The sequence below is a fragment of the Staphylospora marina genome (genome assembly GCF_003856495.1).
Taxonomy (GTDB): Bacteria; Bacillota; Bacilli; order Thermoactinomycetales; family Thermoactinomycetaceae; genus Staphylospora; species Staphylospora marina.
This window is the reverse complement of record NZ_CP034118.1, coordinates 1,900,480-1,912,624: the sequence shown is the minus strand read 5'-3', so window position 1 is coordinate 1,912,624 and position 12,145 is coordinate 1,900,480. Positions and strand designations below refer to the sequence as shown.

Sequence of the window (12,145 nt, the reverse complement as noted above, 5' to 3'; positions counted from 1 at the left end):
GAATTTCGCAATTTCTCCGGGGGCTCTCCGGAGCCCCCGGCAATCCGGGAAGAGGAGAGAAAGCGATGACCCGAGACGATACAAGACGCATCCTGATCGCCGGAGCCGGAATCGGGGGATTGGCCACCGCCATCGCCCTCAAGCAGAAAGGCTTTGAAGCGGAAATCTTCGAACGGCGTGAAAACATTCTGGCGGAACGCGGAACGGCGCTCAACATCTGGAGCAATGCCATCACCGCGTTGAACCGGCTCGGACTGGGCGACGCGGTGGTCGCGACCGGGGCGCGCATCCGCCGTCAAACGATCTATTCTTACAAGGGGGACCTTTTGATGGACACCCCGGTGGAACAAATTTCCCGGGTCCCGTCCGTCAATCTGCGACGTTCCGATCTCATGCGCATCCTCCGTGCCGGGGCCGAAGACGTGCCGATCCGGTTCGGCGTCGCCGTCACCGGTTACCGGCAGGATGCGGACGGCGTCACCCTGCTCATGGAAAACGGGGAGGAAGTGCGGGGAGCCGCACTGATCGGCGCCGACGGGATCCGTTCCGCCATCCGGAAGCAAATGACGGGATGCGGAGAACCGGAATACCTCGGCTATACCATCTGGCGCGGCATTTCCTCGGGACCGGTGGGCATCGAACCGGGAAATCTCGCCATGTTCTGGGGCACCAACGGTTTGAACGGCGGATGCTGGGCCGTCGACGACACCCGCTTCTCCTGGACGATCGGCCTGAATACCGAACCGGGCGGCAAGGATGAACCGGGTACCGTGAAACGGAAGCTGCTCACCCTGCTCGAAAAGTTCCCCGAGCCGATGAAAAAGGCGGTGGAACTGACGCCGGAGGAGGATATTTTCCGCATCGACGGTCACGCCTGGACCGAAGCGGAAACGTGGATCGACGGACGGGTCGTTCTGCTGGGCGACGCCGCACATGCCATGCCCACCGTGTACGGACAGGGAGCCTGTCAGGCGCTCGAGGACGCCGTTGTGTTGGCCGAATCGCTGGCCGGAGCGACGGATGTCCGGGAAGGTTTGCGGCGATACGTGGACCGTCGCAAACCGCGCATGGACTGGATCCGCGGGAAAGTGTTCTTCGGCGCCAAAATGCAGAAGATGGGAAATCCTCTGTTCGTTCAACTGAAAAACATGTACCTGAAACACTTCTTCCCGCAAAAGGCCAACCTTGCGACCTGGCAAAGGCTCCTGGCGTTTGACGATGAGGGAGTGGAGGTGGAGAGGAATGAACAAGCCGGCGTCGGCCGCTGACGGCGCCCGGTTGCCCCTCACTTGGCTGTCTGAGGAAGAGCGGGCCTGGAGGGAGCGGGTGCGGGAATTCGCCGAAACCAGGCTTCGTCCTCACGTGGAGCAAATGGACCGGGAAGGGCGCATCGCCCCCGGTCTGATGGACGAGCTGTTTGCCGCCGGACTGATGGGGATCCGGATTCCCAAAATGTACGGAGGTTTGGGGGGGAGCTTCTTTCACGCGGTCCTGGCCATCGAGGAGTTGTCCCGTGTCTGTGCGGGAACTTCCGTCTACGTTGATGTGCAAAACGCCCTGATCATTCCCGCGCTGCTCAGGTTCGGCACCGGGGATCAGAAGCGCCGGTACCTTCCGCGTCTGGCCAAAAACACCGTCGGCGTCTTCTCCATCTCCGAAGAGCAGGCGGGCAGCGACGCGTTTGCGCTCACCACCCGGGCCGTGCCGGACGGAAACGGGTACGTGCTCACCGGCCGCAAGAAATTCGCCAGCGGCGCGCTGGAGGGTGGATTGTTTCTCATCTTTGCCAAAGTGGAAGACGGAAGCGGCAGCCCGGCCGTCACCGCCTTTCTGGTGGAACGGGAATCGAACGGGCTTACGGTCGGAGAGCCGGTGGAGAAGATGGGGATCCGTGCCAATGCCATGTGCGACGTGATCCTGGACGGGGTTCGCGTGAGAAAGGAAAATGTGCTGGGACGCGTCGGCGAAGGGAATCGCGTGGCCATGGAAACGCTGAACCCGGGAAGACTCGGGATCGCCGCGCAACAGGTGGGACTGGCGCAAGCCGCCCTCGACATGGGGCTGGCTTACGCGCAGGAACGCGTTCAGTTCGGGAAGCCGATCGCCGCCCACCAAGGCGTGCAATTTCCGCTGGCGCGCACGTTTGCCGAAGTGGAAGCGGCCCGGCTCACGGTGTACAACGCCGCCCGCATGATGGACCGGGGGCAACCGGAGGGAAAGGAATGGTTCCGTGTCTGCGCCATGGCCAAGCTTCTCGCTTCCGAAGCCGCGGAAAACGCCGCCTCCCGGTCGCTGGAGATCTTCGGCGGAAACGGATACTGCAAAGGTCACGGGATCGAGAAGCTGTATCGTGACGCCAAGATCGGCAAGATTTACGAAGGCACGTCCAACATGCTTCTGCGCACCATCGCCTCCACCCTGATCACCCATCCGGAGGCCCGTTGAACCAGCGTGGAAAGGGGGATCCGTCCGTGACACACGGCGAAACCGTCCAGCTGTTCTGCTTTCCGTATGCCGGGGGCTCGGCGCGCATCTACCGATCCTGGAAAGAGCACCTCCCCGAACGGTTCCGGGTTCATCCCGTGGAACTGCCCGGGCGTGGCGTCCGTTTCCGCGAAAAACCGTACCGTCAGCTGCCCGTCCTGATCGAAGATTTGGCGGGAGAAATCCTGAAAACGCCGCTCCGTTCCCCGTTTGTGCTGTTCGGCCACAGCATGGGCGCCATGCTGGCCTTTGAACTGGCCCGCTGGTTCCGGAGGAATTTGGGCGAACAGCCCATGGCTTTGTTGGTTTCCGCCTTTCGCGCTCCGCATCTTCCGCGTCGCAAGGACCCGATCCACCTGATGTCCGACCGTCGCTTCGCCGAGCGCATCCGTGAAATGGGCGGGACCCCCGGCGAACTGATGGACCATCCCGAATGGGCCGAATTCTTCGCTCCCGTCATCCGCGCCGATCTGGAAGTGGCGGAAACCTATCAGTATGTCTTCGGCCGGCCTCTCACCTGTCCGGTCATTGGTTTTGCCGGCATCCGGGATGCGGAAGTCACCCCGCAGGAAGTGGACGGCTGGCGAAGCGTCACCGAAGGTCCGTTCAAGCTGAAACTCTTCCCCGGCGGTCATTTTTTCCTTCAGGAAGACGAAGCGGCCGTCACCCGGGCCGTCGCTCACGAGCTTAAGTTTTTGCTCGGAGGAAGGACGGACCGGGAGGTGGAAACCAATTGACCCGGACGGCCCGATCAACGGAAAAGGCAAACGGTTTGCGGATTCGCAAATCGTTTGCCTTCCCGTTTAGATTCATCCTTTGACAAATCCCAGTTCGTTTCCGTCCAAATCCCGGATGGTGAATTTCCTTGAGCCGTACGGCGTGTCGAACAGCTCCTCCACCACTTCCGCCCGGTCCTTCAGCCGCTCCCACAAAGCGTCCACATCGGACACGGAAAAGTTGAACCGTCCGTGTGAAGGAACGTTTTCATCCTCCATGATGGCAAAAATCGCTCCCTCTTCGCTTGAAAAATGTGCGTAATTGGGCTTCTCCGGCGGCCACACATCCGTCACCTTGAACCCGAGCACTTCCTCATACCAACGGATCGCACGCTGAAGATCGGAAACATTGGCTCGCACATGCATCAGTCTGGTTTTCACGGGTGAAACCTCCTGAACAAGCGGTTGAACGGATCTTTCAAACATCCCTGTCCATCCGGTTGTTCGCCGCATCCGCACCGTGGCGGAGCGGCTTCTCTCGCCGACCGTGGAAGCCGGCAAACGCCGGGCCATCTTCCACGGATGAGATGTTCTTTCAGCAGTGGCATTTGTTTATTTCCTCAAAACATGCTTATTTCCTTCCAGCTTATGTATTTCGGTGAAAGCATCGGTTGTCAGAGCTTCATCGGGGAGTCGTTCCGGATGAACAATCGAAACCTTTTGATATGGATGGGCGTCTGAAATGCGGAAAAGGAGGCTGCAGATTGACAAGTCGAGGGAGCGTGAAAAAAATGACGAGAAAACGAAACGGATGGTGCTTCCTGTTCATGGTGTGGTTGGCGGCAATCGGCCTGGCCGGCTGCGACCTGTTCAATGAGTCCGTGGAGTACGAAGGGCAGAGCAAGCACTGGAAAGCTCATTTCACCGTATGGGAAAAGATCGACAAGCAGACCAACGGCACATTGGTTCTGGAGTATGCCGGATCGTCATTTTCACAGGGGGAGTACCGGCTGGATCTCAGCCGCTCCGACAAAAAGCTGACCGGCTCTGCACAGGCGGACGGGCAACGTGACAGTGCAACATTTCCCTTCGGGGAAGTGATCACGGATGTTTTTGATTATCAAGAAGTCACAAACAGCGAGATTACCGTGACCGTCAAGTGGGACGGGAAGGAAGAAACGGTCCGTCTGGAGGAAAAGTGATAGGGCGTTCATTTTTCGGGAATGGGAGGGGAGCAAGCCAATCATCACATTCGACCCGGTCATCCACGAAAGCGACATTCGTTTTGTGGTCATCGTGTGCAGATTTCGGGGGCAATGGTTGTTTTGCAGACACAAGAACCGCCGCTCGTGGGAGTCACCGGGAGGAAGAAGGGAAACGGGCGAATCCGTTTTGCAGACCGCACGCCGGGAGTTGTATGAGGAAACCGGTGCGGTCCGGTATGAGTTGATTCCGGTCAGCCCGTACAGGATGCGGGCGGACGGGGAAGAAACGTGCGGAATGCTCTTTTTTGCCGAGATCCACGAGCTTTCCGGGCTGCCGGGGTCGGAAATCGCGGAAGTTCGCGGTTTTGACGGAATGCCGGAATCGCTCACGTATCGGGACGTGCAAGCGACGTTGATGGAGCGGGTGATGACAGTCGTCAACCGACACTTCGGCCCGTCCGACGGAGCCGACGCTTCCAAAACCGGATCTCAACCCTGACCTTTCCTTCATCATCCATTCCCGGCATAGACGGGTCCGCGTGCATCCCCGGACGGGGCGCTCCGGACCCGTTTTCCTTCTTTCACTTCCTTCACCGCACCAGCTCCGCTTCCCGTTCAAACAGTCGCACCGCGGACATGGCCAAAAGCATGGTGCCGTGCTCCAAGGCTTTGAGATCAAAAGACATGTTCGGATGATGCAGGCCGGGCGAAAGACCCGCTCCCAGCCCGATCATCGTGGAGGCGAGGCGGGGCATGCGTGCGGCGTAAAAATGGAAGTCTTCGCCGCCGGGGGAGACGGGCACGGGGAAGAGGGCATCTTCTCCCAATATCTCCTTGATGACATCGGTCACCACCCGCTCCATGCCGGCGTGAGGGACGGCGGCAGCCATGCGGGCCACTTCGCGCACCTCCGCTTCCGCTCCGTTGATCCGGGAAGCGGAAGTCACCGCCCGGGTCACGCGGGCGATCAGGTCGTCCATCGCTTCGTTGGTTTGCGCGCGCAGGTCGAGGCCGAATTCCGCTTCGTCCGGAATGATGTTCAGATTGGCTCCGCCGGCCGACACCTTGGTCACTTTGGCGGACCAGGGCACCACCGGGTTCATCCGCACGCTGTTCACCGCCTGGATGACGGCGGCCAGCGCATCCACCGCATTCACTCCGAGATGGGGGCGGGCGGCGTGGGCTTGCACCCCGCGCACCGTGCCGGTGAGGTGGGTGGTGGCTCCATGGTAGATGGCCGGAGAAGCCTTGCCGAACGGGACCTCTTGCACCGGCCGAAGATGGATACCCAGCAGCAGGTCGACGTCATCCACCACGCCTTTCCGGATGAACGCCAGGGCTCCTTGACCCGTTTCCTCCGCCGGTTGAAACAGCACCTTCAGCCGACCCGGCGGTCGCCAGCCCAACTCTTTCAGACAGCTCACGGCAAACAGGACCATGGTCATGTGTGCGTCGTGACCGCAGGAATGGTTGGCCTTCCACTCTCCGTCCACCTGCTGCCACAGGGCATCGATGTCGGCGCGCAGACCGACCGTGGGACCGGTCGGGGAACCCTCCCACACTCCGATCACGCCGGTGATGTCCTCAAACGTCTGCACCTTCAAGCCCAGTTTTTTCAGTTCTCCGGCCAGAAAGGCGGTCGTGGCCGTTTCTTTCCAACTCACTTCGGCACGCTCATGCAGAAACTCCCACACACCGCGAATCCGCCGTGCATTCTCTTTGACCCAGTTCCGGATCAACGCCGCGTTCAATCCGTGTTCCCCTCTTTCTCCAACACGTAATAATGCACCGGCTCTTCCGTTCGCCAAAGACCGGTCACCCGGTATCCATTCGCCATCGCTGTCTGAAACGCCCTTCTCAGGGCAAATCTCCAAGATTTCGCTTGAAGGGGAGGCAAAGGCTCCCGCGGGACGGGAAGCAACCATCCCGGCGGTTCACCGGAGGCGGTTTCCGTGCCGCCTGGTTCCGGTCCTTCCGGCGTCATCGTCCAGTCCAGAAGTTTTGCGTATGTTGGCCACGTTTCCGCTCCCGGCACCGTGCCTTCCAGGGCCTGTTTCACCCGCGGGCTGTCCAACTCCCATTCCACCAGCAGGCGATCTTCCGGCAACCCCGCCAGATCCCCGTAAAAATCGGTGATGTATTTCTGGGACGTTCCACCCAATTTGCACAGATTGAAATACGCATTGCGCGCCTTCAGCGGGTCAAAGGTCCAGACCATCCGGTCGTAGCCGTGCTCCAAGGCCCACCGGCGTTGGGCTTCTTTCAGCCGTTTTCCCCATCCCTTGTTTTGCCACCCGGCATCAAAGGCGGCCATGTGGGACACCAGGTACACCCGCTCTCCGTCGAATCCGGGGAATCCGTAGCAAAACCCGACGATGCGCCCGTCGGCCACCACCGCCAGCACCACGCCGCCGTGGTGGATGGCCGCCACCATCTGGTGCATCGAGGTGACGGAAGCGGCATCCCAAACGCGTTTTTGGAGATCCACGATTTCCTGCAGCTTTTGCACGTCAAAAATATGTTCAATGTGAACGGATGTCATGAGATGTCTCCTTTCTCAATGCGGCCGGCGGAATACGGCATGATCCACGGTGATCCGGCGCACGCGTTCTTCGTCCAGGTCATATCCGATTCCCGGACCGTCGGGAATCGCCAGCGTGCCCGGTGCGGACAACTCGATGGCCGGAATGGTGATGTCCCGTTCAAAATAACGGCTGGATGCCGACGTGTCGCCGGGAATGGTGAACCCGGGGAGCGAGGTGACGGCGATGTTGTGTGCCCGTCCCACGCCCATTTCCAGCATGCCGCCACACCAGACGGGGATGCCGCGCTCCAGGCAGAGATCGTGAATCTTTCGTGCCGGCGTCAGTCCGCCGACCCGTCCCACCTTGATATTGATGATCCGGCAGCTTTCAAGCTCCAGCGCTTTGCGGGCGTCTTCCACCGTGTGAATGCTTTCGTCCAGGCAGATCGGGGTGGTCAGTTCCCGCTGCAGTTTTGCGTGATCGATGATGTCGTCGTGGGCGAGGGGTTGCTCGATCATGATCAGGCCGTATTGGTCCAGCTCTTTCATCACGTCGATGTGTTCCAGGGTGTAAGCCGAGTTGGCGTCCGCCATCAGGGGAACTCCGTCGCCGAATTCTTTGCGGATCGACTCGATCACCTTCACGTCAAACCCCGGCTTGATCTTCACCTTGATCTTTTTGTATCCCTCGGACAGGAACCGGTCCACGTGACGCAGCACCTGCTCCACCGTCGGCTCGATGCCGATGCTCACGCCCACATCGATGGCGGTCTTCTCGCCGCCCAGCGCCCTGGCGAGAGGAATTCCCTGCCGCTTCGCCCACAAATCCCACACCGCCCCCTCCAATGCCGCCTTGGCCATGAAATGCCGGCGAATCGGGGCGAACAACTCCGATACCTCATCCGGATGGGAGATCTCCCGGGAGAACAGCAGGGGAATCAGGAAGCGTTCCAACACGTACCATACCGTCGATGTCGTTTCTTCATTGTACACCGGGCGTGACATCGCCGTGCTCTCGCCGTATCCCGCCAACCCGTCCGCGTGCACGCTGACCAGAATGGTCTCTTTCTGCGTCTCCTCTCCGAAACTCGTTTCAAACCGGAACCTCATGGGAGTCCGGATCCGTCTCAGTTCAACGCGTTCGATTCGCATGAGGTGACGTCCTTTCCATAGGAATCATGGATTCCAAAGATTTGTTGTTGGGATATTAAAAATATTCTACACGAATCGGTAAGGACGTCTCAAAGGAAGAAAGGAGGGAAAATGTGGTGCGTAGTATAAATGGGTGAATATGGACGTGCAATGTGTGTTGTCGCGTATACTCCGGCAGATTGGCCCTACGCGTCATTCTTTTGGACAAAACGAAAACAGGGGGTCGTTTCCATGCGAAACATGTTTCGGTGGATGGTGGTGGGGTGCTTGCTGTTGACGGGTTGCGCGGATGGCGGGTCCCCGGAGGCACAGGGCCCCAAGGAAACGGAAACGCGGGAGCAATGGACCGTAAGCCCGGTCTTTGAAACCGCCTCCGGAAGCAAGGTGCGCGGAGAAAAAAACCGGGCCGGTATTCTGGTGCATGAAGAAAACGGATTGGTAGTCACTCAGGAAATTGCGAAGTACATGTGGCTGGTCTGGGGAGACCCCGAGCAGCTGAAGAAAGGTGCCACGGCGGAGATTTACGGCATGCATCGGGAAGACGGAAAGCGGCAATTGCTTCACAAGGCAAGTCTGAATGGGCCGATGCACGGTGCGGATGCCATGACCCTCTCCGGCCCCACTTTCCCGAAAAAAGGTCTCTGGAAGATCGAGGTGGTTGTGGACGGGGAATCCCATGCGACGTTTGTGTTGGACGTCAAGTGATGAATCGGCAGCTGAGCGGGATTCGGTGAAATTTGTGCTCCGGGACAGGCATGACAGAGAGGCTGCCTTGCAGACTTGATTTCGTGGAAGCTTCATCATTTGCAGCGCCCGGCGGAGGAAAATGTGCCGCCGGGCGCAATTTGCTTCCGGGGCATCATGATAATCTATCCTTGGTATTATGCCGTTCCCGGACTTCTTCTTCTCATTGCCGGCTTGATGGCCTTGCGCCAAGACAAGTCCGACGCAAGCCGATGAACAAGCATCCGTCTTCCATTGCCATCATTCGGACATGATTTATCGAAATGTTTCAAATATAAATATTATATCATGTCGGGTATGCCAAAATCTGCATACCTGTCATGGTAAACTTTTGTTAAAAAGGACAGGAGAGATGACGGATGAAACGAACCACGGAGTTCGTCCTGGGATTGCTCGGGGGAATTTTCGGTTTTGGTGCTGCAATCTTCGCCATTTTCTTTGGAGCCGTGGATGAAGCGGTTCAAGGCAGCTCGCAAATCAGCGGACTCGGTTGGTCGGCGCTGCTCGCTTCCGTGGTGGCCATTGTCGGTTCGATCGTGGTCAAGTTCAAGGCAAAAGTCGGAGGCGCCCTGATGCTGATTTCCGCCATTTGGGGAGTCGTTTCCGTTTCCCTCTTTTATGTCCTTCCCGGACTGCTCCTTCTCATTGCCGGATTGATGGGACTCTTCCGCAAAGACAAACAGGCACAAGCCGATGCATAAGAATCGGTCTTCCGTTGCAATCATTCGGTGAACGTCTTCAACCCCCTTGGACGGTGGCGATCAAGGGGGTTTTTCATGTCCCCGGTTACGGGGAAAAAAACGGAAGAAACCCGTTCGGGAGCTCGTCAATATGGTTGGAGCGGTTGGATATAGATGTGGAGAGAACCTGCAAAGGAGAGGTGTCCTTGAAACGCACCACGGAATGGATTCTCGGACTCATCGGCGGCATTTTGGGCGTTGGCGGAGCTCTGTTCGTCATCTCTTCCGGCATCGCCGACGAGGTGGTGATCGGCGGCGGTGCCGTCCTCAGCCTGCTGGGCTGGTCCGCCTTGGCAGCGGCCCTGGTCGGCATCGCAGGTTCGGTACTCGTCAAATCCAGGGCGAGTTTGGGTGGTGCCTTGATGCTCCTTTCCGCCGTGTGGGACATCATCTCGATTTCATTGTTCTATGTCCTGCCGGCACTCCTGTTGCTGATCGCCGGATTCATGGGCGTGTTCCGGAGGGAGAAACAGAAACAGGCCGGAGGATGAAGAGCGCGCGGACGGGAAAACGGGGAAACGCAGGAATCCCGGCAGAAGATGCCGGGATCTTTTTATCCCCAAGATCTTGAAATATAAAAACCAATGGTATACATTGCTCCCAGAATGACTTTTTTTGATTGAAAAAGGGATCATTGGGATTTCGGTAAAAAACTTGGGGCTGACATGGGCAACTTCATCGGAATGGATTTCCGGCAGACCAAAACCATCCCCAGACGAAGTGCCGCAGGAAGTCTTCCCTGACTCCTGGAGTGACCAAAGACACCCCAACCCCGACGGGAGGAGAAGAACATGCAGATGATTTGCCAAATCGACAACATTTTGAGAACGATGAAGAAGAAAGGATATTTCTTCAGGATGCCGGACGGTTCATTGGGGAAAATCACGCAGACCAATTTGGCCAAGTTGCTCGGAGAGCAGACCCAAACGGTGAATATGTGGGTGATCGGGAGAACCCGGCCGCCGATTGACAAGGCCTTTCGGATTGCCCAGCTCCTCGGGGTGAAGATGGAGGACTTGTACAGCTTTGAAAAAGTGGAATCGTGTGCGGTGGTGAAGACGGGAGAACCGCTGATCCGGGAAGAGTGATGATGCCATCCAAACCACAAAAGGCCGGGAAACCGGCCTTATTTCGTTTGTTGGTATTTTACGCGATATTCATGCGCCAGCATGCTCATCAACACCGAATCGTGCCAGGCATGGTTGTAGAAGAGCACTTCCCGCTGCACGCCTTCTTTCTTGAAACCCAACTTTTCATACACATGAATTGCGCGTGGGTTGAAGGGAAACACATTCAATTCGATCCGGTGCAGGTTCAAGATCCCGAACCCGTATTCCAGCATCAATTTCATTGCCTCGGTGCCATACCCTTTTCCCTGATGCTTCTCAGATGCAATCATGATGCGAATGTTTGCACTGCGATTGATGGGGTGGATGTCTTGCAAAGCAATATCCCCGATTACTTCATCGTTCTCTTTCAGAGCAATCAACAGCAGCACCTGGGTGGGATCTTGTCCTTTGGCTTCCGCATAACGGCGGATCTGTTCAAGAGTGAAGCTGTGTTGCGTGCCGGTCAAACGACGCGTTTCGGCCTGAAACAACAGCTGAAAGTAAATCTCTGCATCCTCGACGTTGAACGGTCTCAGGTAAACATGGGTGCCTTCCAACAAGCGGACCGGCTTTGGTTGAATCATGGTTTATTCCCATCCTGTCTTGGTAAGGTTACAACTGTTTTTGTAATTTTGAAGACACTCTGATTGTATCAATCAACCGGTTGAAACGAAAGGACAATTGCAATCCTTGGATCAGGAGAGTCTTTCATGACGGCTGTGGTCATGCTATCCCTCCCAAAATTTCCGATTCTCATCAAGCACTTTTCTCAGCCCCTCTTCCGCCTCCTTCAGCTTCTCCCGGTCCCCGAACGGCACCAGGTACAGAAACAATCGCTGGTCCGTTTCCCGGATCACCGACAGCGACATGTCCCACTCCCTTCCGTACCGGTTCCACAGCCACTCCGTATTCTCGACAAGGTCGTCGATGTTTTCCGCGAACATGTTTCCGGCATAATTGGCCCGCACCTTGTGGAGGTTGTACCACTTGGTGGCCTCCTGTGGGTGCGCCGGATCCCGGGAAAGGGATCTCACATGAAAATCCACCGCCTTCGGGGGAAATCCCAACGTCAGCCCCAGGATTCGTATGTATTCGGGAGAATCGGGAGACAGATTCTTCGTTTCTTCGAGAAAGCGCTGCTTCATTTCCTCCGTTTGGAAATAGATCGCTCCTCTCCGGTTCTCTTTTTTGACGGACGGATACCGCCTCAGCTTCAACTGAAACGCCGTCGGCAGCCAGAGGATGTTCTCGGAGCAGGCCGGCTTGACCCCGAGCAAAAAGCTTTCGTACGAGGCAATCAGCAAGTGACTCACCTCCGGAATAAAAGTGGAATTTCGCCTGCAAGGCGGGATTCGGCTACATGGTGCTTCAATGTCATTCATACGGGAGAGCGGGGCCGGATTGTACCATTCATCCGAAGATTTTTTGGAGGGGGTGGGGGTGACAAGAAAATTTGCGAAACATTCGAATG

The 12,145-nt window shown here is 57.4% G+C and carries 15 protein-coding genes; 9 read left to right on the top strand and 6 right to left on the bottom strand.

Annotation, left to right across the window (positions count from 1 at the left end; all coding sequences use genetic code 11):
• The first annotated feature begins 65 nt into the window (after positions 1–65).
• Genes EG886_RS09535 through EG886_RS09525 form a run of 3 tightly spaced genes read left to right on the top strand, consistent with a single transcriptional unit; the run spans position 66 to position 3,221 of the window.
• Positions 66–1,268: an FAD-dependent monooxygenase gene (locus EG886_RS09535; RefSeq protein WP_124727923.1), complete on the top strand. Its 1,203-nt coding sequence runs from the start codon at positions 66–68 to the stop codon at positions 1,266–1,268.
• Positions 1,243–2,445: an acyl-CoA dehydrogenase family protein gene (locus EG886_RS09530; RefSeq protein ID WP_124727922.1), complete on the top strand. Its 1,203-nt coding sequence runs from the start codon at positions 1,243–1,245 to the stop codon at positions 2,443–2,445. Before EG886_RS09535 ends, EG886_RS09530 begins: the two co-directional genes overlap by 26 nt.
• 26 nt (positions 2,446–2,471) lie before the next feature.
• The gene (locus EG886_RS09525) at positions 2,472–3,221 is read left to right on the top strand and encodes a thioesterase II family protein (RefSeq protein WP_164491764.1); all 750 of its coding nucleotides are present in this window, start codon (positions 2,472–2,474) and stop codon (positions 3,219–3,221) included.
• Between the two features lie 72 nt (positions 3,222–3,293).
• Here the strand turns inward: EG886_RS09525 and EG886_RS09520 are convergent, their stop codons facing one another.
• Positions 3,294–3,641 (bottom strand): VOC family protein, encoded by a 348-nt coding sequence (locus tag EG886_RS09520; RefSeq protein ID WP_164491763.1) that lies wholly within the window; start codon positions 3,639–3,641, stop codon positions 3,294–3,296.
• 350 nt (positions 3,642–3,991) lie between these two features.
• Here EG886_RS09520 and EG886_RS09515 point away from each other — a divergent pair, with 350 nt between their 5' ends.
• Both EG886_RS09515 and EG886_RS09510 read left to right on the top strand, forming a co-directional pair.
• Positions 3,992–4,402, top strand: a complete 411-nt coding sequence (locus EG886_RS09515) for a hypothetical protein (protein WP_124727919.1) — start codon at positions 3,992–3,994, stop codon at positions 4,400–4,402.
• Between the two features lie 118 nt (positions 4,403–4,520).
• A complete protein-coding gene (locus EG886_RS09510) occupies positions 4,521–4,904 on the top strand; it encodes an NUDIX hydrolase (RefSeq protein WP_206425314.1) in 384 nt (127 codons plus the stop codon).
• Positions 4,905–4,995: 91 nt separating this feature from the next.
• On the opposite strand, the gene EG886_RS09505 is transcribed toward EG886_RS09510, so the two are convergent.
• The 3 genes from EG886_RS09505 to menC are packed head-to-tail and all read right to left on the bottom strand — an operon-like array spanning position 4,996 to position 8,081.
• Positions 4,996–6,156, bottom strand: a complete 1,161-nt coding sequence (locus EG886_RS09505) for a M20 peptidase aminoacylase family protein (RefSeq protein ID WP_241154301.1) — start codon at positions 6,154–6,156, stop codon at positions 4,996–4,998.
• Positions 6,153–6,947 carry a GNAT family N-acetyltransferase gene (locus tag EG886_RS13980; protein WP_124727916.1) on the bottom strand — a complete coding sequence of 265 codons (795 nt, stop codon included), beginning with the start codon at positions 6,945–6,947 and terminating at the stop codon, positions 6,153–6,155. The genes EG886_RS09505 and EG886_RS13980 overlap by 4 nt, the downstream gene beginning before the upstream one ends.
• 15 nt (positions 6,948–6,962) lie before the next feature.
• Positions 6,963–8,081: an o-succinylbenzoate synthase gene (gene menC, locus EG886_RS09495; protein WP_124727915.1), complete on the bottom strand. Its 1,119-nt coding sequence runs from the start codon at positions 8,079–8,081 to the stop codon at positions 6,963–6,965.
• Positions 8,082–8,312: 231 nt separating this feature from the next.
• Between menC and EG886_RS09490 the strand changes: the two genes are divergently transcribed.
• From EG886_RS09490 to EG886_RS09475, 4 genes are all read left to right on the top strand, one after another.
• Complete coding sequence (locus tag EG886_RS09490; RefSeq protein WP_124727914.1) at positions 8,313–8,786, top strand: hypothetical protein; 474 nt, start codon at positions 8,313–8,315, stop codon at positions 8,784–8,786.
• Positions 8,787–9,184: 398 nt separating this feature from the next.
• Positions 9,185–9,526: a DUF4064 domain-containing protein gene (locus tag EG886_RS09485; RefSeq protein WP_124727913.1), complete on the top strand. Its 342-nt coding sequence runs from the start codon at positions 9,185–9,187 to the stop codon at positions 9,524–9,526.
• 185 nt (positions 9,527–9,711) lie between these two features.
• Positions 9,712–10,056 (top strand): DUF4064 domain-containing protein, encoded by a 345-nt coding sequence (locus EG886_RS09480; protein ID WP_124727912.1) that lies wholly within the window; start codon positions 9,712–9,714, stop codon positions 10,054–10,056.
• A gap of 300 nt (positions 10,057–10,356) precedes the next feature.
• Positions 10,357–10,653, top strand: coding sequence for a helix-turn-helix transcriptional regulator (locus tag EG886_RS09475; RefSeq protein WP_206425313.1), 297 nt, complete (start codon positions 10,357–10,359; stop codon positions 10,651–10,653).
• A gap of 38 nt (positions 10,654–10,691) precedes the next feature.
• Here EG886_RS09475 and EG886_RS09470 read toward each other — a convergent pair whose 3' ends face one another.
• Complete coding sequence (locus tag EG886_RS09470; protein ID WP_124727911.1) at positions 10,692–11,258, bottom strand: GNAT family N-acetyltransferase; 567 nt, start codon at positions 11,256–11,258, stop codon at positions 10,692–10,694.
• A gap of 144 nt (positions 11,259–11,402) precedes the next feature.
• A complete protein-coding gene (locus EG886_RS09465; protein WP_124727910.1) occupies positions 11,403–11,978 on the bottom strand; it encodes a tetratricopeptide repeat protein in 576 nt (191 codons plus the stop codon).
• Between the last annotated feature and the right edge of the window lie 167 nt (positions 11,979–12,145).

Bases quoted from the DNA above. Each gene is read 5' to 3' on its own strand.
- EG886_RS13980 (WP_124727916.1), bottom strand. From the start codon at position 6,947: ATGACATCCGTTCACATTGAACATATTTTTGACGTGCAAAAGCTGCAG.
- EG886_RS09485 (WP_124727913.1), top strand. From the start codon at position 9,185: ATGAAACGAACCACGGAGTTCGTCCTGGGATTGCTCGGGGGAATTTTC.
- menC (WP_124727915.1), bottom strand. From the start codon at position 8,081: ATGCGAATCGAACGCGTTGAACTGAGACGGATCCGGACTCCCATGAGG.
- EG886_RS09475 (WP_206425313.1), top strand. From the start codon at position 10,357: ATGCAGATGATTTGCCAAATCGACAACATTTTGAGAACGATGAAGAAG.
- EG886_RS09535 (WP_124727923.1), top strand. From the start codon at position 66: ATGACCCGAGACGATACAAGACGCATCCTGATCGCCGGAGCCGGAATC.
- EG886_RS09515 (WP_124727919.1), top strand. From the start codon at position 3,992: ATGACGAGAAAACGAAACGGATGGTGCTTCCTGTTCATGGTGTGGTTG.
- EG886_RS09530 (WP_124727922.1), top strand. From the start codon at position 1,243: ATGAACAAGCCGGCGTCGGCCGCTGACGGCGCCCGGTTGCCCCTCACT.
- EG886_RS09470 (WP_124727911.1), bottom strand. From the start codon at position 11,258: ATGATTCAACCAAAGCCGGTCCGCTTGTTGGAAGGCACCCATGTTTAC.
- EG886_RS09490 (WP_124727914.1), top strand. From the start codon at position 8,313: ATGCGAAACATGTTTCGGTGGATGGTGGTGGGGTGCTTGCTGTTGACG.